General features: G+C 32.1%; 23 protein-coding genes and 1 pseudogene. All 24 read left to right on the top strand.

Features of this window, described 5'->3' with window-relative positions; genetic code table 11:
- The first annotated feature begins 308 nt into the window (after window positions 1-308).
- The 24 genes and pseudogenes from KPL54_RS04125 to fliD all read left to right on the top strand — a co-directional run bounded on the left by KPL54_RS04125 (window position 309) and on the right by fliD (window position 20,940).
- Window positions 309-719 (top strand): DUF1292 domain-containing protein, encoded by a 411-nt coding sequence (locus KPL54_RS04125; RefSeq protein WP_216105003.1) that lies wholly within the window; start codon window positions 309-311, stop codon window positions 717-719.
- Window positions 720-845: 126 nt separating this feature from the next.
- A complete protein-coding gene (locus KPL54_RS04120; RefSeq protein ID WP_253203331.1) occupies window positions 846-1,490 on the top strand; it encodes an HAD-IB family hydrolase in 645 nt (214 codons plus the stop codon).
- 96 nt (window positions 1,491-1,586) lie between these two features.
- Window positions 1,587-2,468 carry an aminotransferase class IV gene (locus tag KPL54_RS04115; protein WP_216105002.1) on the top strand — a complete coding sequence of 294 codons (882 nt, stop codon included), beginning with the start codon at window positions 1,587-1,589 and terminating at the stop codon, window positions 2,466-2,468.
- Between the two features lie 69 nt (window positions 2,469-2,537).
- Window positions 2,538-4,526 carry a flagellar assembly protein A gene (locus KPL54_RS04110; RefSeq protein ID WP_216104999.1) on the top strand — a complete coding sequence of 663 codons (1,989 nt, stop codon included), beginning with the start codon at window positions 2,538-2,540 and terminating at the stop codon, window positions 4,524-4,526.
- An 11-nt stretch (window positions 4,527-4,537) separates the two neighbouring features.
- A complete protein-coding gene (locus KPL54_RS04105) occupies window positions 4,538-4,987 on the top strand; it encodes a chemotaxis protein CheW (protein WP_216104997.1) in 450 nt (149 codons plus the stop codon).
- A 14-nt stretch (window positions 4,988-5,001) separates the two neighbouring features.
- Window positions 5,002-5,490: a chemotaxis protein CheD gene (locus tag KPL54_RS04100; protein ID WP_216104995.1), complete on the top strand. Its 489-nt coding sequence runs from the start codon at window positions 5,002-5,004 to the stop codon at window positions 5,488-5,490.
- 154 nt (window positions 5,491-5,644) lie between these two features.
- Window positions 5,645-6,715, top strand: a complete 1,071-nt coding sequence (locus KPL54_RS04095) for a protein-glutamate methylesterase/protein-glutamine glutaminase (protein ID WP_216104993.1) — start codon at window positions 5,645-5,647, stop codon at window positions 6,713-6,715.
- A 10-nt stretch (window positions 6,716-6,725) separates the two neighbouring features.
- Window positions 6,726-7,490 carry a CheR family methyltransferase gene (locus KPL54_RS04090; RefSeq protein WP_216104991.1) on the top strand — a complete coding sequence of 255 codons (765 nt, stop codon included), beginning with the start codon at window positions 6,726-6,728 and terminating at the stop codon, window positions 7,488-7,490.
- A gap of 35 nt (window positions 7,491-7,525) precedes the next feature.
- Window positions 7,526-9,568 (top strand): chemotaxis protein CheA, encoded by a 2,043-nt coding sequence (locus KPL54_RS04085; protein ID WP_216104989.1) that lies wholly within the window; start codon window positions 7,526-7,528, stop codon window positions 9,566-9,568.
- Between the two features lie 12 nt (window positions 9,569-9,580).
- Complete coding sequence (locus KPL54_RS04080) at window positions 9,581-10,180, top strand: chemotaxis protein CheC (RefSeq protein WP_216104986.1); 600 nt, start codon at window positions 9,581-9,583, stop codon at window positions 10,178-10,180.
- A 16-nt stretch (window positions 10,181-10,196) separates the two neighbouring features.
- Entirely contained in the window at window positions 10,197-10,556 is a 360-nt protein-coding gene (locus tag KPL54_RS04075; RefSeq protein ID WP_216104984.1) for a response regulator, read from the top strand.
- A gap of 12 nt (window positions 10,557-10,568) precedes the next feature.
- Window positions 10,569-10,970, top strand: a complete 402-nt coding sequence (locus tag KPL54_RS04070; RefSeq protein ID WP_216104982.1) for a chemotaxis protein CheW — start codon at window positions 10,569-10,571, stop codon at window positions 10,968-10,970.
- A 132-nt stretch (window positions 10,971-11,102) separates the two neighbouring features.
- Window positions 11,103-12,098, top strand: a complete 996-nt coding sequence (fliM, locus tag KPL54_RS04065; protein ID WP_216104980.1) for a flagellar motor switch protein FliM — start codon at window positions 11,103-11,105, stop codon at window positions 12,096-12,098.
- Window positions 12,091-13,335: a flagellar motor switch phosphatase FliY gene (gene fliY, locus KPL54_RS04060; RefSeq protein ID WP_216104978.1), complete on the top strand. Its 1,245-nt coding sequence runs from the start codon at window positions 12,091-12,093 to the stop codon at window positions 13,333-13,335. Before fliM ends, fliY begins: the two co-directional genes overlap by 8 nt.
- Window positions 13,336-13,482: 147 nt before the next feature.
- Window positions 13,483-13,755, top strand: coding sequence for a flagellar biosynthesis anti-sigma factor FlgM (locus tag KPL54_RS04055; protein ID WP_216104976.1), 273 nt, complete (start codon window positions 13,483-13,485; stop codon window positions 13,753-13,755).
- Between the two features lie 2 nt (window positions 13,756-13,757).
- Window positions 13,758-14,168 (top strand): flagellar export chaperone FlgN, encoded by a 411-nt coding sequence (gene flgN / locus KPL54_RS04050; protein WP_216104974.1) that lies wholly within the window; start codon window positions 13,758-13,760, stop codon window positions 14,166-14,168.
- A gap of 14 nt (window positions 14,169-14,182) precedes the next feature.
- On the top strand, window positions 14,183-15,955 hold the full coding sequence (gene flgK / locus KPL54_RS04045; protein ID WP_216104972.1) for a flagellar hook-associated protein FlgK: 1,773 nt from the start codon (window positions 14,183-14,185) through the stop codon (window positions 15,953-15,955).
- Window positions 15,956-15,991: 36 nt separating this feature from the next.
- Window positions 15,992-16,930 (top strand): flagellar hook-associated protein FlgL, encoded by a 939-nt coding sequence (gene flgL / locus KPL54_RS04040; RefSeq protein WP_216104970.1) that lies wholly within the window; start codon window positions 15,992-15,994, stop codon window positions 16,928-16,930.
- A gap of 87 nt (window positions 16,931-17,017) precedes the next feature.
- Complete coding sequence (gene fliW, locus KPL54_RS04035) at window positions 17,018-17,452, top strand: flagellar assembly protein FliW (protein ID WP_216104968.1); 435 nt, start codon at window positions 17,018-17,020, stop codon at window positions 17,450-17,452.
- A 42-nt stretch (window positions 17,453-17,494) separates the two neighbouring features.
- Window positions 17,495-17,710: pseudogene (gene csrA / locus KPL54_RS25955) on the top strand (carbon storage regulator CsrA); the annotation flags it as partial.
- Window positions 17,711-18,070, top strand: a complete 360-nt coding sequence (locus KPL54_RS25950) for a flagellar protein FlaG (protein ID WP_309245356.1) — start codon at window positions 17,711-17,713, stop codon at window positions 18,068-18,070.
- A gap of 51 nt (window positions 18,071-18,121) precedes the next feature.
- Complete coding sequence (locus tag KPL54_RS04025) at window positions 18,122-18,412, top strand: hypothetical protein (RefSeq protein ID WP_216104964.1); 291 nt, start codon at window positions 18,122-18,124, stop codon at window positions 18,410-18,412.
- Window positions 18,413-18,424: 12 nt separating this feature from the next.
- Window positions 18,425-18,820, top strand: a complete 396-nt coding sequence (fliS, locus tag KPL54_RS04020; RefSeq protein ID WP_216104962.1) for a flagellar export chaperone FliS — start codon at window positions 18,425-18,427, stop codon at window positions 18,818-18,820.
- A 44-nt stretch (window positions 18,821-18,864) separates the two neighbouring features.
- Window positions 18,865-20,940 carry a flagellar filament capping protein FliD gene (fliD, locus tag KPL54_RS04015; protein ID WP_216104960.1) on the top strand — a complete coding sequence of 692 codons (2,076 nt, stop codon included), beginning with the start codon at window positions 18,865-18,867 and terminating at the stop codon, window positions 20,938-20,940.
- Window positions 20,941-20,970 lie beyond the last annotated feature (30 nt).

The raw sequence follows: 20,970 nt of genomic DNA, 5'->3' as shown, positions 1-20,970 counted from the left end.
CAACTACTTCATTTAGAGATTACCTAATGGGCGAAGTAAGATATTCTTCACTTGCAAAAAGTTTCCCAGAAGTTGCAGAAGAATTATTTGTTAAAACAGAAAATGATGCTAAAGAAAGATTAGCAGGATACAAAAAACTTGCTAGTGAAAAATAGTATTTAAGAATTTTTTAAAAAAGGAAGATGAATTAAATTTCATCTTCCTTTTTCATTTACACTAATTTAATAAAAATTAATTTAAAAAACCCTTTTATTATTTTATGTTTTAGGGTAGAATTAAGATATACTGAAACTAGGAGGTACTACATTATGAATGAAGATAAAAATACATCATGCGGATGTGGTGGTCACGAACATGACCATGAAAATAAAGGTTGCGGATGCGGTGGCCATGATACTGAAGAAAAAAATGAAGGTTGTGGATGCGGTGGTCATGAACATGAGCATGAAGGCTGTGGTTGTGGATGTGGAGAAGGCGAAGGCGAAGCATTAACAGTAGATTTAGAAGATGAAAATGGTAACGTAGTTCCATGTGAAATAGTAGATGGATTTACTTATAAAGAAAATGAATATGCTTTAGTTCAAAACCCTGAAGATGATTCAATATACCTTTTCAAGGTAATTGGAGATGAAGAAACAGGCGAATTAGTTATACCTGAAGATGAAGAATTTGCAGAAGTAACGGCATATTATGAAGATTTAATTAAAGACGAAAAATAATTCTAGGGGGAGCCGTTGCAAATGCAGCGGCTTTTTTTTAAATTAAATCATCTCTTGGGTCGCTGCAGTATTAAGAATAACATTAAGGTAATAATATTATAAGGTATTTCTAAAGGAGGTATAGATTTGAAAGAAAAATTAGCTATTTTTGATGTGGATTACACAATAACAAAACGAGAAACTTTAGTAGAATTTTATATTTTCATGCTTAAGAAGAATCCAAAATATATAAAATATCTACCTAAAAGCATATTTTCATCCCTTTTTTATGTCTTTAAAATATATGATGCTTCGAAAACAAAAAAGACTTTTATAAGATTTATAGACGGTATAGAAGAAAATGATATGAAGAAAATTGTTAAAGAATTTTATGAAAAACGCTTAAGTAAAATATTATATAAAGACGCTATAGATACCATAAAAAAAATGAAAAACCAGGGGTACAAAATTTATTTAATTTCTGCTTCGGCTGAATTTTATTTAAGTGAACTCTATAACATAAAGGAAGTCGATAAAGTAATAGGAACTCGTTTTATAAAAGAAAACGGATTGCATAGAAATCAGATCTTAGGTGAAAATTGTAAGGGTGAAGAAAAGGTAAAAAGATTAAAAGAAGTCTTGCTTAAAGAAAATATAGATGTGGATTTTAAAAATTCATGTATGTTTTCCGATTCACTCTCTGATTTACCACTTTTTAATTTAGTAGGGCATCCTTATTTGATAAATTATAAAAAAACACATGATAAAATTGAAATTTTGAGATGGAAATAGGATTATTTATAAGATATAAAGTATAATAAAAATATAAACATGGAAGATATGACAAATATTAATTGTTATATCTTCAAAATAAGGAGGAGAAGTTATATGGAAAAGTGTACAGAAATGTATTTTTTATTTGGGGACGAACTTAAAAGCAGTGAAGAATTTGATAGTTACAGTACTGATGCTGGAAAATCATTATATGAGGTTATAAGAGTAAGTGATGGAATTCCAATATTTTTTATGGAACACTTAAGTCGTCTTGAAAATTCTGCAAAAATTATGAAATACAAGGTAACTATTACGAGAAATCAAATTATAGATGGAGTTATTAAATTAATAAGTCACAATAAAGTAAAAGATGGAAATTTAAAATTAGTTATAAACTATAATCCAGATGATGAAAACCTTTATAATAAAGTGGTTAATGAAAAGTTTTTAGTATATTTTATGAAACACTCATATCCAACAAAAAATCAATACATAGAGGGCGTAAAAACTATTACTTATCATGGTGAGAGAAGTAATCCCAATGCGAAGGTTATTAATAATGAATTTCGTGAAAATGTAAATTTGAAAATAATGAGTGAAAATGTATATGAAGCAATCTTAGTTGATAATGCTGGATATATTACAGAGGGTAGTAAATCAAATATTTTTATGGTGAAAGGAACTACAGTTGTAACCTCAAGAGGTATTAATGTATTACCTGGAATTACAAGACAATTTATTATAAAAACTTGTGAAAAATTAGATATAAAATTTATAGAGAAAGATGTTTTTGAAAAGGACCTTAAATCATATAATGGTTTGTTTATTTCAGGGACATCACCTAAGGTTCTTCCAATAGAAAGCGTGGATGGATTTTCTTTTAATTCATCAGAAAATTCAATAATAAAAGCAATAATGTTAGGGTTTGATGATGAATTAAAAGAGAATAAACAGAAATTTGTAAAGTTTATTTCGAATAGAACGATAAATAAATAAAACATTAAGATGCGTGGGATACCACAAAATGATTATTGCATAATTTCTATATAGAAAGAGGTGGTATAAGTGGATGATAGGCCAGAACTTCAAAAATTTGAAGGATCTAATGTTAAGGAGTGTTTAAAAAATGCAAGTCTTAGTTTAGGCGTTTCGAAAGAACTAATTAAATATTCAATACTTGAGGAAAAAAGAGGCTTATTTAAGAAACATGTTATAATTTCTATCGATTCTATAGATGGGATGACTGATGAAGGAAGTCTAAAATTAGACTTTGCTCAAAAGGATGATATTAAAACAGATACTCATAATGAAAAAGATGGAACTATAGAAATTAAAAATGGTAAAATCATAGTGAAAAATCCGTATGATGGCGGGAAACTGGCTGTGATTTCTAATGCTAACATTAATGATATTACATTAACTGTAAATGGAGAAAAAGTAACTTTGCATGTCAATGTGAAAAAAGAAGATATTATTGAAGTATTTCTAAAAGAAGATGAAGCTAGTCGTTTTTTAGATTTAAGGACGAGTCCAGACAATATGGAAGCTTATATTAGTATAAAGTATAAACCTACTATAACGTATAAATTAAAAGATAGTCCACCTAAAAATTCAGTATTAATAGAGTCAGAAGTAAAAGAAAAAATTATGCCGCCAAAATTTACAGAGGCAGAAATTAGTAATGAATTATTAAACAATAAAATTAAATATGGTATTTTGAAGATGGTTGTTATAAAATGTTCAAAAGAAGATGAAGTTTCCCAGTTGATTATTGCAAACGGGAAGAAAGTAATAGATACAATAGATGATAGACTAGAAGTAAAGTATGATGGCGGTCATAAGGATTATAACAATGATGAGGTTATTGACTACAAAGCTATAGGAACAGTAGAAGGCGTAGAAAAAGGACAGGTCTTAGCTATCCTTCATCGTGGTAAAAGTGGAGAAGATGGAATAGATATTAATGGTAAGGTAATAAAGGCTAAAAATTCTAAAAGTTTAACACTTGGAGTAGGAGAAGGGTGTGAACTTACAGATGAGTTTACGGTGACTGCAACTAGTAAAGGTAGACCATCGCTTAGGGGAAGTACTTTTTTCGTTTATAAAACTTATGAAGTAAATGGGGATGTAGAATTAAAAACAGGGAATATTCAATTTGTTGGTGATATAGTTATAAGCGGAAGTGTACGTGAGGGTATGAAAGTAGAATCAGGTAATTCTATTTTGATAAAAAACAATGTAGCGGAAGCTGAGATTAAAGCGTCTGGTGATGTTGTGATTAAGGGTAATGTAATTCATTCAAATATTTCATCTGGAAAAGAAGATGTATTAAATTTAGAATTTCTAAATGATATAAAAAGCATGAAAGAAGACATGTTAAAATTAATAGCATCCATAAGGCAAGTAAAAGGGATAAATATTATAAGAAAAAATAATAATGATGGAGAACTTATTAAAATATTACTTGAAAGTAAATTTAAGAAACTTCCTCAAACTGCAATTAAAGTAGTTAAAAGAATAATGGAACTAGAAAATGCTGAAGATGAATTAATATTTATAATAAAACATAAAATACTAAATCTTGCACCTCTTAATATTGTTGATTTCGAGGAATTAAATGATGTTGTGACAATTATAGAAAATAAAATTGAAAAAATGGAAATGAATTTAAAGCTTCCCGTGGATGTAGTATTAGACTACTCACAAGACTCAACAATTAAGAGTTCGGGTAATATTATTTTTACTGGCAAAGGTGAATATGTTTCACAACTTGTGGCAAGCGGTAGTATATTATTTCAGCAGGATAAAAGCTTGGCTCGTGGGGGAGTTATAAAAGCGGGTAAAGAAATTAAATGCAAAGTAGTTGGAGGACACGGGGGAGTGTCGACAAAACTTATTGTAGAAAAAAATGGGCATATATGGGCAGATCTTGCTTACCCTAACACTAGATTTATTATAGGCGAAAGAGAATATGTCCTTGATGTTCTTAGCAAAGATATTCATGCCTTTATAGATAAGGATAGGGAATTAATAGTTGAGAAATTACAAGGTTAGGAGGGTTAAATATGAAGCAGGAAGATATTAAGGTACTTGTTTTCAGCGTAAATGGGGAGCAGTATGCTACAAACATTTTAGAAGTAGAGCGAATACTCGAATATGAAAAGTCAACTAAAGTTCCAGATTCACCACAATTTATTGAAGGTGTAATAAATTATGAAGATAGCATTTTACCGATTATAACATTAACCAAAAGATTTAATCTAGAAGCATCTGAAATTGGCAAGGATTCTAAAATAATAGTTACAAAGCAAAAAGACAGTAAGATAGGCATAATAGTTGATTTTGTGTCAGAAGTTAAAGATGTAGGTAAGGACAATATAGAAGATTCACCAGAGATAATTACAGGAATATCTAAAAGATACATTAAAGGACTTATTAAAATAGATGGTAAAATAATTATATATTTAAACATTTCAGCTATATTGACTGATGAAGAAAAAATACAAATATTATAAAATAGGGTGTAATTATGGAATATAATGAGATAAAAGTAGGAATTGCAGATTTAAATGTAGTGTTTTCACCAGATAAGTTAATAACTGTTGGGCTTGGATCTTGCGTGGGCATCGCAATTTTTGATAAATATATAGGAATTGCAGGACTAGCACACATAATGCTTCCAGACAGTAGCCAGTTTAATAAAATAACAAATGAAATAAAGTTTGCGGATTTGGCTATACCTATTTTAGTTAACAAAATGATTAGTAAAGGTGCGAAGTTATCTAATATGAGGGCTAAAATAGCAGGTGGAGCGTCAATGTTTAATTTTTCAGATAAAAGTATAATTATGGATATTGGTAATAGAAATAGTATAGCAGTGAAAAATACTCTGAAAATGCTATCTATCCCACTACTCGCGGAAGACATCGGTGGTAATAAAGGCAGAACTTTAATATTTGATACAACTAATGGTCTACTGTCTATTAGGACGGTAGGAATAGGAACCGTGGAGATTTAACGACATTTCAGAAGGAAGGTTTCCCATTTTTATAATTGGGAGTTATATCCTCTAACAGATACAGAACTTCAGTGGGAGTACAAATATCCTTCTGAAGTCGTCAATGGGAAGCAACCCAGGAGATGATTTAAACAAAAGCAGAGGGTGATATATAATGGTTAACAAGATAAAAGTTTTTGTAGTAGATGATTCAGCATTAATGAGAAAAATAATTTCAGATATGATTAATGCTGAAACAGAAATGGAAGTTATAGGCACAGCAAGAAATGGCGAAGAAATATTATCAAAAATAGAACGCTTGGTACCTGACGTAATAACTTTGGATATTGAAATGCCTCATATGGATGGTATAACGACGCTGAAGAAATTAAAAATAGCTAACAGGAATGTACAAGCTATAATGCTTAGCAGTAGCTCTGAGGCTAGTACAGAGTTAACTATGCAGTGCCTTGCACTAGGCGCCTTTGATTTTATTGCAAAACCCTCTGGGGCAATATCATTAGATATAAATAAAGTTAAAGATGAATTGGTTCAAAAAATAAAATTAGCTTATATGCAAAGTGAAAGCAGAACTACTATGGCCTTTGAAAAAAAAAATAATATAAATAAAGTAGTATCTAAGAATACTATAGAGAGACCGTTAAAGGTAGCAGCTGCAAGTATTGAGGCTGTAGTTATTGGAGCATCTACTGGTGGTCCCAAAGCATTATATAAAGTAATAACAGTATTGCCCGATAATATAGGAGTACCAGTTTTAGTAGTGCAACATATGCCAACTGGTTTTACAAAGGCTTTTGCACAGAGGCTTAATTTAAATAGTAAATTAAAAGTTGTTGAAGCCTCTGATGGTGATTTAATCCAAAAAAATGTAGTTTATATTGCGCCTGGTGGATATCATATGGAGGTAGGCCGTGATAAGAAAATACATTTAAATACTGAACCAACTATCTGGGGGGTTAGGCCTGCGGTAGATAAGCTCTTTATATCAGCAACAGCAGTCTATGGTTCTCGGCTTTTAAGCGTTATACTTACTGGGATGGGACGTGATGGTGCAAAAGGTACCGCAGCTATTAAAGACAATGGCGGAATTACTATGGCAGAACATGAATCTACCTGCACCATATATGGCATGCCAAAGGCTGCTTTTGAGACTGGTAAAGTCGATGAAGTCGTACCGCTAGAAAATATTGCGCAGGAAATAAATAAGGTTGTAATGGGGAGATGAGCAAACGCTAATGGATTTAATAGATTTTCAACATTGGGTCTTAAAAGAATATAGTATAGATTTGTCAGCGTATAAATCTAATCAATTGCACAGACGAATTTTGAGCTTAATGTCAAGAGTGGGAGTTAATTCTGTAGAGGAGTATATTGGTTTACTTAAAAAAGATCCTGCTCAAAAACAGAAGTTTTTAGATTTTATAACAATAAATGTAACAGAATTTTTTAGAAATCCTGAAATATTTGATGAACTTTCCAAAAAAATTAAGTCAGAACTCCCATATAACTCAGGACTTAAAATTTGGAGCGCAGCATGTTCTATTGGAGCTGAGCCTTATTCATTAGCTATGATTGTAGATAATTTAAATTCTAGCGGAAATCATAAAATTATAGCTACAGACATTGATAGTACAATACTTCAAAAAGCGAAAAATGGAGAGTATGTTTATTCAGAAGTTAAAAATGTTCCCAAACAATTTATGGACAAATATTTTGTAGTTAATGGGGACAAATACATAATTAGTCCTCAAATTAAAAAAATGGTTGAATTTAAGAAACATGATCTTATTTTAGATAGTTTCGATAAAAATTTTGATTTAGTAGTGTGCAGAAATGTAGTTATTTATTTTAATCAAGATGTTAAGGATAAAATATATAAAAAAATAAGTGATTCATTAAAAAAAGGTGGTTTATTATTTGTAGGTGCCACTGAAAGTATATATAATTATAAAGAGTATGGATTTGAAAAAGCATCCACATTTATCTATAAAAAATTATAGGTGGACAAGCATTAAGAAATAATGAGGGGGATAAAATGGATACATCACAATATATGTCAATGTTCTTAGAAGAGTCTATGGAAAATTTACAAACATTGAATGAGTCGCTTCTTGAGCTCGAACAAAATCCAGAAGATATAGATAAGTTAAATGAAATATTTAGGGTAGCTCATACTATAAAGGGAATGGCAGCAACCATGGGTTTTAGTCAAATGGCTGAATTAACCCACAATATGGAGAATATTTTATCAGAATTTCGTGAGGGTAAACTTAAAGTAACAGAAAAAGTTGTAACTGTTCTATTTAGGTGCCTAGACACTTTAGAAAAAATGGTGAATAATATTTCGGAAGATGTTTCAGAGGAGATTTCAATAGATGAGATATTAAAGGATCTACTTGAAATGGCTGAGATTGGTGAAAATCCAAAAGTCGATGAAAAGAAAATTGAAAATACGCCACAAAGTATTAGTGACGATGATAAAAGCGAGAGAGTAAGTCTTAATGAATATGATATTGATGTTATAAAACAAGCAAAAGAAAAAATGTATAACGCATTTGACGTAAAGATTATAATAAGTGAAAACACTTTACTAAAAGCAGCTAGGGCATTTCTCATTTTTAAGAGCTTAGAAGAATACGGAGAGATAATAAAATCTGTACCAGGCGCTGAGGATTTAGAAGATGAGAATTTTGAATTTGAAATAAATTTAATTTATCTAACTACTAAAGAAAAAGCTGAAGTTACTGATATTTTACTGAATATATCTGAAGTAGAAAAAGCAAATGTGGAAGATGTTGATATTGACAGTACTGCAGCTACTCTATCTGATAAATTAGTGGAAGTTAAAGGGATTGAAAAAGCTCCTGAAGCTAAAACAGAAGTTGTCAAAAGCAAGCCTATGGTAGATGGTAAAAACAAAGACAAGAAGGAAGTTGTAGCTCATAAAAAAGCGCATCAATCTGTTAGAGTTGAACTGGATAGGCTAGATAAATTTATGAATATGGTATCAGAACTTGTAATTCATAGGACAAGACTAGAACAAATAAGTAGCGTTCATAAACTAACTGATTTAAATGAAACTTTAGAACAAGTAGCTAGAGCTACGTCTGAGCTTCAAGATTTGGTAATGAAGATTAGAATGTTGCCACTAGAAGTAGTATTTAATAGATTCCCAAGGATGATTCGCGATATATCAAAAAACCTTAATAAAGATATGGAACTTGTAATTCAAGGACAGGAGACAGAACTTGATAGAACCGTTATTGATGAAATAGGAGAACCATTACTTCATTTGCTTCGTAATGCAGCAGATCACGGTGTTGAGCCTAGTAGCGTGCGAATTGCTAAAGGAAAAAGTCCGGTTGGCACAATTAAGCTTATAGCTTATGCTGAAGGAACTAAAGCAATTATAAAGGTTGAAGACGATGGTGCAGGCCTGGATGTAGAGAGAATAAAGGTAAAAGCAAATGAATCTGGTATAAATACTGAAGGTATGACAGATGCTGATGTAAAAAATTTAATTTTTGCACAAGGGTTTAGTACTAATGACAAAGTAACAGATATATCCGGGCGTGGAGTGGGCATGGATGTTGTTAAAACTAAAATTGCTGCACTAGGTGGAACTGTAGATGCTATAAGTGAGATTGACAAAGGTACATCTTTTATTATAAGATTACCATTGACACTACAAATAATTCAGGCATTACTAGTAAAAGTTGGTAATGAAACTATGGCTATCTCTCTTGGATATATTGATAGAGTAATAGATTATAAAGTAGAGTTAATTAAGAAGACTAATAATAAAGAAGTTATTGTATACAATGATATTGTAATTCCACTTGTAAGAGTAAATGAAAAAATGGAAATAAAGAATATTGAAATTGCAAAGAGGTATATTGTTATTGTAAAAGTTGGAGAAAAAACAGTGGGCCTTTTAGTGGATTCACTTCTAGGACAACAAGAAATTGTAATAAAGCCATTAGGGCAAACATTACACGGATTAAAAGAATATATAGGAGCAACAATTTTAGGAGATGGACTTGTTACATTGATACTTGATGTTGCTGCTTTAGTCTAAGGAGGGCATAATATGGATTATTCTGAGCTTACTACTATGCAGCTTGATGTTCTACAAGAAGTGGGAAATATTGGCGCAGGGAATGCAGCTACTGCTTTATCAGAGTTACTGAATGAAAAAGTAGATATGAGTGTGCCAGCAGTAAACATTATTCCATTTGATGATATCTTTTCAAGTATAGACGTGGAAGTAGTGGTAATTGGTGTTGTTGTGCGAGTACTCGGAGATATACCGGGTAATATATTGTTTACTTTGGAAAAGGATGTTGCTCTAAAAATCATATCAAAACTTGTAGGGGAAGAGCAACAGCAAATAACAGAGCTTGGAAACTCAGCACTCTGTGAGATTGGAAATATTATTTCAAGTTCTTTCATGAATGCAATAGCAGAACTTACAAAACTTGAGGTTAGGCCTTCTGTTCCAGCAGTAGCGCTAGATATGATGGCAGCAATACTCTCAACAACCTTTATTGAATCGGGTCAATTTGACGAGTATATACTTGATTTAGAAACAAACTTTTTACAGGAAAATGAAAAAATAAGAGGGCATTTTTATTATATACCAATGCCCGGATCACTTGAAAAAATATTAAATTCACTAGGTGTAAACTAATTGGAGGTATTATAAAATGGCTAGAGTATTAATTGTTGATGACGCTGCGTTTATGAGAATGATGATAAAAGATATATTGGAAAAAAACGGATTTGAAATTGTAGGAGAAGCAAGTAATGGATTAAAGGGTGTAGAATTATATAAGACAGAAAAACCAGATATTGTTACTATGGATATTACTATGCCTGAAATGGATGGAATAGAGGCCGTTAAAGCGATTAAGGCATTTGATCCAGCAGCAAAAGTAATTATGTGTAGTGCAATGGGCCAACAGACTATGGTTATGGATGCAATAAGAGCTGGTGCAAGAGATTTTATAGTTAAACCATTCCAATCAGATAGAGTACTTGAGGCAATAAAAAAAGTTTTGGGTTAAAGGGGGAGAGTTATGCAAGTAGTTGTATTTAAAGTTAATGAGGAACAGTTTGCAGTTGAAGCATCAAGTGTTCAAAGCATTAATGATATGATGGAAATCACAAATGTGCCTAAATCTGCAGCCTACATAAAGGGACTAATTAATCTAAGAGGTAATATAATTTCCCTTTTAGATATTAATCTCCTTTTAGATATTGAAAAGGGCAGCGTAGACCAAGAAAATATTATTATTTTAAATCTAAAAGAAGAGTCTGTTGGAGTAACTGTAGACCAAGTTGATGAAGTATTAGAAATTGAAGCAAATTTAATTGAGAAAATTGAAACTGATAAAGATAAAGCCTATATTAAAGGAATAATAAACTTTAAGGATAGAATAGTCACATTAATTGATATTGGTAAACTTATCGAAGGATAAGACTTTACAAGGAAATAAGACTTATCGTAAGATAAGTCTTATCTTGAGAAGATTTTACTGAAAATTAAAATGGTAAGGTATTAAGAGTAAGTTAAATATTACAATTATATTACAGGGGAATGAGGTAGAATTATGGCAGAGGTATTATCACAAAGTGAAATAGATTCACTTCTATCTGCCCTATCTTCTGGGGAAATAGAGCCAGATCAGATTCCAAATGAAGAAGAAAAGCATAAAGTTAAATTATATGATTTTAAGAGTCCTCAAAAGTTCTCAAAAGATCACTTGAGAACGCTTGAGTTAATTCATGATAATTATGGAAGAATAATATCAAGTTATTTATCTGCACAGCTAAGAAATAATGTAAAGATTCAAATTCAAAGCATTCAGCAAATAACCTATGAGGAATTTATTCATTCAATTCCTAACCCTACTATTTTAACTGTATTTAAGATGCCACCTTTAAGTGGCTCTATATTATTTGAAACTAATCCTCAGTTTTCTTTTCAAGTAATTGATATACTCTTAGGGGGAATGGGGAATAGGAAGGTTGCAAATAAAGAATTTTCTGATATAGATAAAAACATATTACGAAATGTTAATGCAGGACTTATAGCTAACTTGAAACTTGCTTGGGAAGATGTTTTGGACGTAGAACCAGAGATTGAGGCATTAGAAACTAATCCATCACTTAATCAAACACTAGCACCAAATGAACCAGTTGCTTTAATTACTTTTTCGGTAGAAATGGGTAAAAATACTACATTTATAAATATGTGTATACCTTATTTAAGTATTGAAAAGGTACTTGATAAACTAGTTGTTCAATATTGGTTTAGAGAAAATGATGAAGATGTTGTGAATGAATCTAGAAATAGATTGAAAAGTAGACTAAATATAGTAAGTGTTCCAATAACTGGAGTACTAGGTAGTACTAATATTACAGTAGATGAGTTTCTTCAATTAACTGAAGGTGATGTAATAACTCTGGATAATTCAAGTGATAGCCAAGTTAATCTATTTGTTGAAGATCATTTATGTTATACTGGCAAACCTGGTACTATAGGCAAAAACAGGGGAATTGAGATAATAGATATAATAGATAAGGATGTGGAAAATTATGAGTAACGGCTTTCTTTCACAAGAAGAAATCGACGCTCTCTTAAATGGAGACGGTGCGGATAAAGCTCCAACTACAGACTCTGCAAAAGAAGAAGCTGCATTAGCAGCGAACTCGGCTGAGGTAGCAGATACTAAGGACATAAGTGCGGACAAAGATATAAAGACTGAATCTATAGAATCATTTGAATTGACAGATAGTGAGAAAGATTTGTTAGGTGAGGTTGGAAATATTTCTATGGGCTCAGCATCTACTGCTTTGTCAACTATTGTAGGCCAAGCAGTTAACATTGCAACGCCAGTAGTTACGGTAAGCACACTCAAACAACTAAGAGGTACATTTGAGATACCCAATATTGCTTTAGACGTTAAATTTACAAGTGGTATTGCGGGGGGGAACCTTTTAGTAATTAAGAATACTGATGCAGCAGTTATAGCTAGTTTGATGATGGGTGGAGATGGCAACATAGAAGGTAAACCAGAGCTATCAGAAATTGAACTTAGCGCTGTATCAGAAGCTATGAATCAGATGATTGGATCTGCTGCGACATCTATGGCAACAATGTTTGCAAGAGAAGTTAATATCTCACCTCCACAATCTAAGATATGGGATGAGAGTACTTCACCATTAAATGATGAGATAGGTGAAGATGAGCAGGTCGTTCAGGTAGCTTTTAAAATGACTATAGGTACATTGGTTGATAGTGTTATAATGCAAGTACTTCCTATAGAAACTGCTAAAAAAATAGTCTCTATTATGATGGGTACTGAAGTTAGTGAAGAGCCAGCGAAAGTAGTTGAACCTCAAATTGAAACAAAAATACCAGAAGTACATGTAGAGGAACCACAATATGAACAAAGGAGTGCACAAGAAGCTCCACAACAAGAATATTATGCGAAACCAATTGAAAGACAAGAGCCACAAGTAGAGGTTCGCAAAGCAGCTTTTCAGCCTCTAAAAAAAGCACCACTTTATAATAATCCTAGAAACATTGATTTAATATTAGATGTTCAATTAGAAATTTCTGTAGTGCTTGGTAAAACTAAAAAGAATATAAGAGATATTTTAAATCTTGGTACTGGATCTTTAATTGAGCTTGATAAATTGGCAGAAGAGCCAGTAGATATATTAGTAAATGGCAAAAAAGTAGCATACGGCGAAGTTGTAGTAGTAGACGAGAATTTTGGAGTTAGAATTACTAGTATAATTAGTGGAGAAGAAAGAGTTAAAACTCTAACAGAATAGATCTGAAATTACATACTATATAAAAAGGAATAAAGAAAATTTATTCCTTTTTTTGTTTATCGTATAAACTTTACAGAATTCTATACGATAATAGAAGTAGATAAGAAATTAGAGGCTCAAAGATATAAAAAGCTAGGAGTGAAAAAAATGAAAATAGATGGAGTAAAACCTAATGTAATTAACTTTTACAAAAAAAATACTGTTAAAGCAGAGGTGAAGGCTACTGCAATACCAAAAGATACCATAGAGTTGTCAGCAGCAGGAAAAAATTTAAGTGCTTTAGCATTAGATGGTAAATCAGTTAATTCTAATGAGAAAATAGTAGATATCAAAAACAAATTAAATAATGGTACCTACAACGTGGATTCAAAATTAGTAGCTAAAAGAATTATTGATAACATGAAGGGGAGAGATATTTAGTTATGATGCAAAAACTAAATGATGTTATGATAAACGAAACGCAGGCGCTTAATGTTCTTTTATTGGAACTTGAAAACCAACATAAAAACATAGTTACTAATGATGTATTTGGAATGGAAGCTTGCGTAAATAAAATTAAAGAAGCAAACAAAAACATAGCTCACATGGAAGTGCTACGAAGGAAAATTACCGAGAATAAAGCTATGGGACCAATAATTGAAGCGGCGAAAGATATTGAACTTGAAAAGAATTTCCATGCAATTAAATTGTTATTACAAGCTGTAGTATTACAAAAGGACACAAACGAGTTACTTATAAGACAAGGACTTAGTTTTACAAATCGAATGTTAAATGTATTAAATCCAGTACGCGAATCAAAAACTTATAATGGATACGGTAAAGTAAAAAGATAGTAGGAGGTGAGATTATGTCAGGATTATTTTCAACGTTAAACGTAGGAGTAAGAGGTTTGACCGCTCAACAAGGAGCAATAGATGTAACAAGTCATAATATAGCTAATGCTAACACAGATGGGTACTCAAGGCAAAGGGTTACTATGGAGACTACGAGGCCAAGTAATACAAGTCCAGGACAACTAGGCACTGGTGTACAGATTTCGTCTATATCAAGAATTAGAGACACCTATTTAGATTATCAGGTAAGAGCGGAAAATGGTACCATGGGATTAAATGAGGGAAAAGAGAATGTTTTATCACAGGTTGAAACAGTTTTTAATGGACTTAGTGATACTGGTGTATCAACTTTAATAGATAAGGTTTATGCCTCTTGGCAAACACTCTCAACAAGTCCACAACTTTCCAATACAAGAACTGTGGTCGCACAGCAATCTAAAGCATTAACTGATCAACTAAATAGTATCTATAATCAGTTGAAAACAGTAAAGGATGACTGTAAAGCGGTTATAAAACAAGATGTAGTGGATATAAACAGTATGTTAAATCAAATAGATAACTTAAATCAACAAATCAAAGCAGTAAAGATTGGTGGAGATGAGCCGAATGATTTAATGGACAAAAGGGACTTACTTGAAGATAAGCTGAGTGCAAAATTTGGTATTACAATTGACAAAAAAACATATGGGGGAGAAGATTTAAAGGCTACTGATGGTGCCACTGGCGATCTAACTCTTGTAAAATCTGATTCAACTGATAATGTTAAGAGATTTTCTTATGTTAGTAGTATTACACCGTCAAAGGATGCAGCTGGAGCTGTTACGACCGATGGAACATATGATGTAACTTATTATAAAAATGGCGATATGTCGTCAGACAATAATAAGGTAACTATGACAATGAAGTTAAGTGATAGTGCATATGCAAGTTTAGATCAAGGCAGAGTGCTTGTGGCGGATAAGGATGGTTATGCAGTAGACAAAGATGGTGCTAGAATTGATGGAAAGGAATTTATTGGTGGAGATATCGTTGGCACAAAGGTTCCATCAGCTACCGGAACAGCTTATCAACTATTTAACCCAACAACAGGAGAATTAAAAGGGTACATGTCTGTGCAAGAAGATATAGATACGTACGTGAATCAATTAAATAATTTAGCTAAGGGGATTGCTTTTTCTGTAAATGCGGTTCATAGCGGTTCAAGTACTGCTAGTGGTGATACAGCCACAAATGTTCTTAATTTTTTTGTTAATAGTGCTAAACCTACAGCTGACGGAGAAGCAGAAATTACAGCAGGAAATATTACGGTTAATTCACTAATTGTTAACGATCCTATGCTTATTAAGGTTGGAACAGGTAACTCTCCAGGATCAATTGATGGAACTAGGGCAGCAGCCATTGCGAAACTTAAAGATGTGAAGTTGAAAATTCAAGGTATAACCCCTACGTCAACAAGAAGTGATTTCCTTAGTGGAGTTAGTGCCGAAGGAGATAGTGCAAAATTGTTGACTATTAGTTCAGCCGCAGATGGTATGACTACCGGTAGTTATTTTACAACTATCGTGAATGGTTTAGCTATAAAAGTCCAAGATGCAAGACAAAATGTTACAAACCATACATTACAACTTTCAAAGCTAGAGGAATCAAGAACGTCTATATCAGGTGTATCCTTGGATGAGGAAATGGCTAATTTAGTTCAATATCAACATGCTTACGCAGCAAATGCGAAGATTATTTCAACGGTTGATGAACTTCTAGATTTAATTGTTAATGGTTTAAAGAAGTAAATAATAGTAGAAGTCTATTACATAAGGGGTGAAGATATGAGAATAACCAATAAAATGCTTTCAAATAATTTTTTAAGGGATATGAAAACAAATTTAAATAGTTTAAGCACATTGCAAACTCAAATGGCTACAGGTAAACAAATACGAAAGGCCTCGGATGACCCAACTAAAGCATCTAAGATAATGCAAATAAATTCAGATATAGCTTCAAATATACAATACAATAAAAACATCAAAGACACATCAACTTGGCTTGACATGACAGATACGGCACTGGGTCAAATAGGAAATGTAGCTACTAGAATTCAAGAACTTTTAGTATCAGCTGGTGATGCTGGCCATGGAGTAGATGAAAGAGGTGCTATTAAGGATGAAATTAATGAAAAGGTTGGAGAACTTTCTCAAATTCTAAATACAACGTTTGATGGTAAATATATATTTGGTGGAACAAGAGGAACTGATAAGCCTACGGATTCAACTAAAGATGCTGCTAATAATACGCAATTGAATTTACCAACAGATCTTGTTAAATTAAGTCAGATAGGTTCCAAATTATCAGTTGAAGTGTCACAAGGGGTAACTATGGATTATAATGTAACAGCAACAGACGTTATAAACAATGGAGGTGCAACAAAGCTTAGTGATTTACTAAATAATATTACAAGTCATCTTGGGTCTACAGTTGCTACTGATATTGCAGATCTGAATGGAGCAGATTTAACTGGTATTCAAGCTGTAATGACAAATGTATTAAAATTGCGTTCAGAGGTTGGTGCTAAGCAAAATGGAATGGAAAGTGCTTTAGCTAGAAATGAAGATCAAAATGCTAATATGACAAAAGTTCTTACTAGCACAGAGGATATAGATATTACAGAAAAAGCAATGGAATATGCTACCATGCAAACAATATATACAGCATCGCTTCAAACTAGTGCTAAGGTACTTCAACCTTCATTACTTGACTATCTCAGATAGAGGAATGCTTAAGAATATAATTAAGAAATGAGATGAAAAAGCTAAAATTAATGGAATATGATTTGGGCTAAAGGAGGTAGGTTTATTATGGAGTTAGTCACTAAGTATCATGGAGTTAGAGAATATAGTAATGAAGAGATTATAGTATTTAAAAAGGGGCTACCAGGATTTAAAGAATTAAAAAATTTTATAGTTTTCCCATTAGAAAAAAACAAAGTTTTTAGTATATTACACTCAATTGAAAATGTTGAGGTTGGTTTAGTTCTGGTATCTCCATTTACAATTGTAAATGATTATGAATTTAAAATACCAGATAGTTATATAAAAGAGCTCCAAATAGGTAAGCCAGAAGACGTATTAGTATTAACTACAGTAACTTTAAATTCGAATATTAAAAATATGACGACTAATTTAAAAGCTCCTATTATTATTAATATAAAAGAAAAATTAGGAGAACAGTTAATATTAGATAACGATAAATACAAAATAAAGGAACCTCTATTTAAAGTAGAAATCAATTAATGGTTGTAATCTACTCTGGAAAGAAATAAAGGGGATGAATAAATGTTAGTAATAGGTAGAAAAAAAGGGGAATCCCTACTTATAGGTGAAAACGTTGAAATAACTATAGTTAAGATTGAAAATAGTTTTGTTAAAATTGCTATTAATGCACCAAGAGAAATTACAATTCTAAGGAAAGAACTTTACACGGAAGTTATGGATGAAAACCAAAGAGCTATGATTTTTGATGTAACTGGTTTAGAAAAGTTAAATAATAAAATGGGGGAGAATATGGATATTGGGGGTAACATTAAAAATGATTTTATAGATTTAAATAGTTTTCACAAAAATCAAGAAAGCATTAAAGTTTCAAAACCTGTTGAAATAAGTATTCAGCCTAGCGATAAAGAAAATAGTGAAAAAGAGGTCAAGAATGCAGTAATTAAAATAAATAAATTTTTAGAGGGCGAAGGTACTCATCTTCAATATGAAAAACATGATGTGCTTAATCAAATGATTATAAAGGTCATTGATAACAATACTAATCAGGTATTAAGTGAAATACCTTCAAAAAAAATATTAGATATGGTAGCAAAAATGTGTGAGATGGCTGGTATTTTAGTAGATAAAAAGGCATAACTTAAATGTAGAAAAGAATTAACCCACTCGAATAAAGCTGGGAGGATTATTATGGAATTTAAATTAAACAAAATAGATGTTGAAATAAGGAGAAGAGTAAAAGATACAACAAGATCAGGAGTAGTGCATAGAAAAGGTGAGATAGCAGTAAATAAAGATAGGAATCCTAGAGGAAATTCAGATACTTACGAAGAATTTAAGAGCAAAATTACAAAATATAATAAGCAACATAAAATATCTGTAGAGGCATTTAAAAACAATCAATATAACGTAGAGGTTTTTAAAGAAACTTTAGAAAAAGAGCAAAAAATCATAGGAAACTTTATAGATACTAAAAAGTAGAGGTGAAGGAATATGGCAACGAACGCTTATGGAAATGCATTCAATACTTATAAAAGCAATAGTGTAAATTTCGCATCAAAGGACCAATTGCTTTTAATGTTAGTGGAGGGGGCTACAAAATTCTCTAAAATAGGAAGACAGGCCATAATAGACAAAGATATTAATAAGGCCCATGAAAATATTGTGAAAACTCAAAATATATTTTACGAGTTAATGACAACCTTGGACGTGGCAAAAGGTGGAGAATGGGCCGAAAGCTTAATGAAGGTATATGAATTTATAACAAGAAGACTTCTAGATGCTAATATAAAAAAAAGTGAAGATATCATGAATGAAATAATTCCACTTATTGAAGATGTTCGTGATACTTGGAATGAAGCTTATAAAAGATCTAAAGCAAGCAAGTAAAAGTTATAATGAATTTACAAAAAAATTTAAAGGGGTGATTATGCATGACAAGTATTTATGCAAGTTCTACTAATGCAACTAACAGCACTTCAAGCGCTAATTTGTTAAGAATATCCGGTATGGCATCTGGTATTGACACAGATGCAGTAGTTAAATCTATGGTTTCGAACTATCAAGCAAAAATTGACAAAGCCAATCAAGCTAAGCAAACATTGCAGTGGCAGCAAGAAGGGTATAGAGATATTATCAAAGGCATAAAAGGATTGCAGGATTATTTTGATCCACTTTCAACTAAGTATATGATGTCTGGAAATTCTTTAAATACTAATACAGCTGCAAGCGATGATGCGGCTGTAGTTTCAGCAACGTCAGGGTCAACTGCGAAGGCTGGAACATATAAAGTGAATGTAAGTCAGTTAGCAAAGCAGGCTAAAATTGAAGGGAATCCTAAAGATTCAATGATAGCTGTAACGCAGTTATCAGATTGGAATGGTGTTTTAAACTTTAATGATACGACGACAGGTAAAGCACCAATCAAAACTACTCCAAGCATAACATTATCTGGTATAGCAGCTAGTACTCCAACCGATGCTAATATGTCTAACTTAGCAGTAGATATAAATAAACAGATTGCAGCTAGTACACTGAATGGTAAAATTTCCGCATCATACGTAAAGGATGGGGGTATTAGTTATATTAAGTTTACGGAATCGGCATCTACAACAGATAATATTGGATTGAGTAAATCTTCTCCAACTACGGCTACTGCGATAACTAGTTTAGCTAGCGATTTAACAATAAATAGTGGGATATCGTCAAGTTCATTATTAAGTACTTTAGGTTTTCCTACCGGAGCTAATAGTTTTAATCTAACAAATGGAACTGCTTCTTCACCTGTTTCATTTACTGTGGGTACCTCAACTACTGTACAAAATTTAATGGATCAAGTTAATAGTGCAACTAGCGGTGCAGTAACAATGAATATAGATGATACTACTGGCAAAATTTCATTTCAATCAAAAAATTACGGATCTTCTTCAAATGTCGGAATAACTGGTGCAAGTGCTAGTGTGCTAAAAAGTCTAGGTATGGCAACAACTACTAATGCTACTACTGTTGATATTGGCACAGGAGCAGATGCGGTAGTAGCTATTACTGCTCCAGGACAATCTACAGCTACAACTACTCAAAGTTCTAATAAATTCACAGTAAATGGTGTTACCTATAATCTAACAGGTGTTAATACAGGAACTGAAACTTCAAATGTAACTGTAACATCAAATTCAGATACTGTTGTTAGTAATGTGAAAAAATTTATTGAGGATTATAATACTATAATATCAACAATTAATACTAAATTAACAGAAAAAAAAGATAAAAACTATGCTCCATTAACAGATGCACAAAGAACAAGTATGAGTGATACTCAGATTACAACATGGGAGGCCAAAGCTAAGGTTGGAATACTTAGAAAGGATGATAATTTAAGTAGCTTATTAACTCAACTTAGAGGAACTCTTTATTCTCCTGTATATAGTACTTCTGATAGTGCAGATGCAAGTACTGGAAAAATAGCATTAAATTTTGGAGGTTATGGTAGTGGTGCGGTAGGTATAGAAACTTCAGCTGATACTACAGATGGGGGTAAACTAGTAATTAAGGCTGGAAATGAGGCAAAATTAAAAAGTGTTATTGAAAATAACATGGAAGATTTTAAAAAATTGTTTATTGGATCTTCAAGTAGCACTTTAAGCACTAATGAAGCTTATGCAGGTTCGAAAAAATATAAGGAAGATGGCATATTTAAGAGAATGGACAATATATTGAGAGACTATGTAGCATCGCCTGGACTAGGTAAAGATGGTGGTTATACATTAAGTGGATCTATGAATATATTTGTAAATAAACAATATGATTTCAGCCTTTCTGGTACTGCTGGTAAAAATACGTTACCTGACCAAGTGTATAGTAAAACACAAAGTGTTAGTAAATATCAAACTCAACTTGAGGCTGCTCAAACTAGGTATTATGCAAAATTCACTGCTTTAGAAAAAGCAATGAATGCTTTAAATTCACAACAAAGTTCGCTTAGTTCTATGCTTGGAACAAGCTCATCATAGATGCAATTGGTAGTTTGCAGTAACTACTGT

Source organism: Clostridium estertheticum (assembly GCF_018861295.1).
In the GTDB taxonomy this organism is placed as follows: Bacteria; Bacillota; Clostridia; order Clostridiales; family Clostridiaceae; genus Clostridium_AD; species Clostridium_AD estertheticum_D.
Note: the sequence above shows the minus strand (reverse complement) of the source record. Positions and strands in the feature narration are given on the sequence as shown.

Bases quoted from the DNA above. Each gene is read 5' to 3' on its own strand.
- KPL54_RS04125 (WP_216105003.1), top strand. From the start codon at position 309: ATGAATGAAGATAAAAATACATCATGCGGATGTGGTGGTCACGAACAT.
- KPL54_RS04115 (WP_216105002.1), top strand. From the start codon at position 1,587: ATGGAAAAGTGTACAGAAATGTATTTTTTATTTGGGGACGAACTTAAA.
- KPL54_RS04105 (WP_216104997.1), top strand. From the start codon at position 4,538: ATGAAGCAGGAAGATATTAAGGTACTTGTTTTCAGCGTAAATGGGGAG.
- KPL54_RS04100 (WP_216104995.1), top strand. From the start codon at position 5,002: ATGGAATATAATGAGATAAAAGTAGGAATTGCAGATTTAAATGTAGTG.
- KPL54_RS04095 (WP_216104993.1), top strand. From the start codon at position 5,645: ATGGTTAACAAGATAAAAGTTTTTGTAGTAGATGATTCAGCATTAATG.
- KPL54_RS04090 (WP_216104991.1), top strand. From the start codon at position 6,726: ATGGATTTAATAGATTTTCAACATTGGGTCTTAAAAGAATATAGTATA.
- KPL54_RS04085 (WP_216104989.1), top strand. From the start codon at position 7,526: ATGGATACATCACAATATATGTCAATGTTCTTAGAAGAGTCTATGGAA.
- KPL54_RS04080 (WP_216104986.1), top strand. From the start codon at position 9,581: ATGGATTATTCTGAGCTTACTACTATGCAGCTTGATGTTCTACAAGAA.
- KPL54_RS04075 (WP_216104984.1), top strand. From the start codon at position 10,197: ATGGCTAGAGTATTAATTGTTGATGACGCTGCGTTTATGAGAATGATG.
- KPL54_RS04070 (WP_216104982.1), top strand. From the start codon at position 10,569: ATGCAAGTAGTTGTATTTAAAGTTAATGAGGAACAGTTTGCAGTTGAA.
- fliM (WP_216104980.1), top strand. From the start codon at position 11,103: ATGGCAGAGGTATTATCACAAAGTGAAATAGATTCACTTCTATCTGCC.
- fliY (WP_216104978.1), top strand. From the start codon at position 12,091: ATGAGTAACGGCTTTCTTTCACAAGAAGAAATCGACGCTCTCTTAAAT.
- KPL54_RS04055 (WP_216104976.1), top strand. From the start codon at position 13,483: ATGAAAATAGATGGAGTAAAACCTAATGTAATTAACTTTTACAAAAAA.
- flgN (WP_216104974.1), top strand. From the start codon at position 13,758: ATGATGCAAAAACTAAATGATGTTATGATAAACGAAACGCAGGCGCTT.
- flgK (WP_216104972.1), top strand. From the start codon at position 14,183: ATGTCAGGATTATTTTCAACGTTAAACGTAGGAGTAAGAGGTTTGACC.
- flgL (WP_216104970.1), top strand. From the start codon at position 15,992: ATGAGAATAACCAATAAAATGCTTTCAAATAATTTTTTAAGGGATATG.
- fliW (WP_216104968.1), top strand. From the start codon at position 17,018: ATGGAGTTAGTCACTAAGTATCATGGAGTTAGAGAATATAGTAATGAA.
- KPL54_RS25950 (WP_309245356.1), top strand. From the start codon at position 17,711: ATGGGGGAGAATATGGATATTGGGGGTAACATTAAAAATGATTTTATA.
- KPL54_RS04025 (WP_216104964.1), top strand. From the start codon at position 18,122: ATGGAATTTAAATTAAACAAAATAGATGTTGAAATAAGGAGAAGAGTA.
- fliS (WP_216104962.1), top strand. From the start codon at position 18,425: ATGGCAACGAACGCTTATGGAAATGCATTCAATACTTATAAAAGCAAT.
- fliD (WP_216104960.1), top strand. From the start codon at position 18,865: ATGACAAGTATTTATGCAAGTTCTACTAATGCAACTAACAGCACTTCA.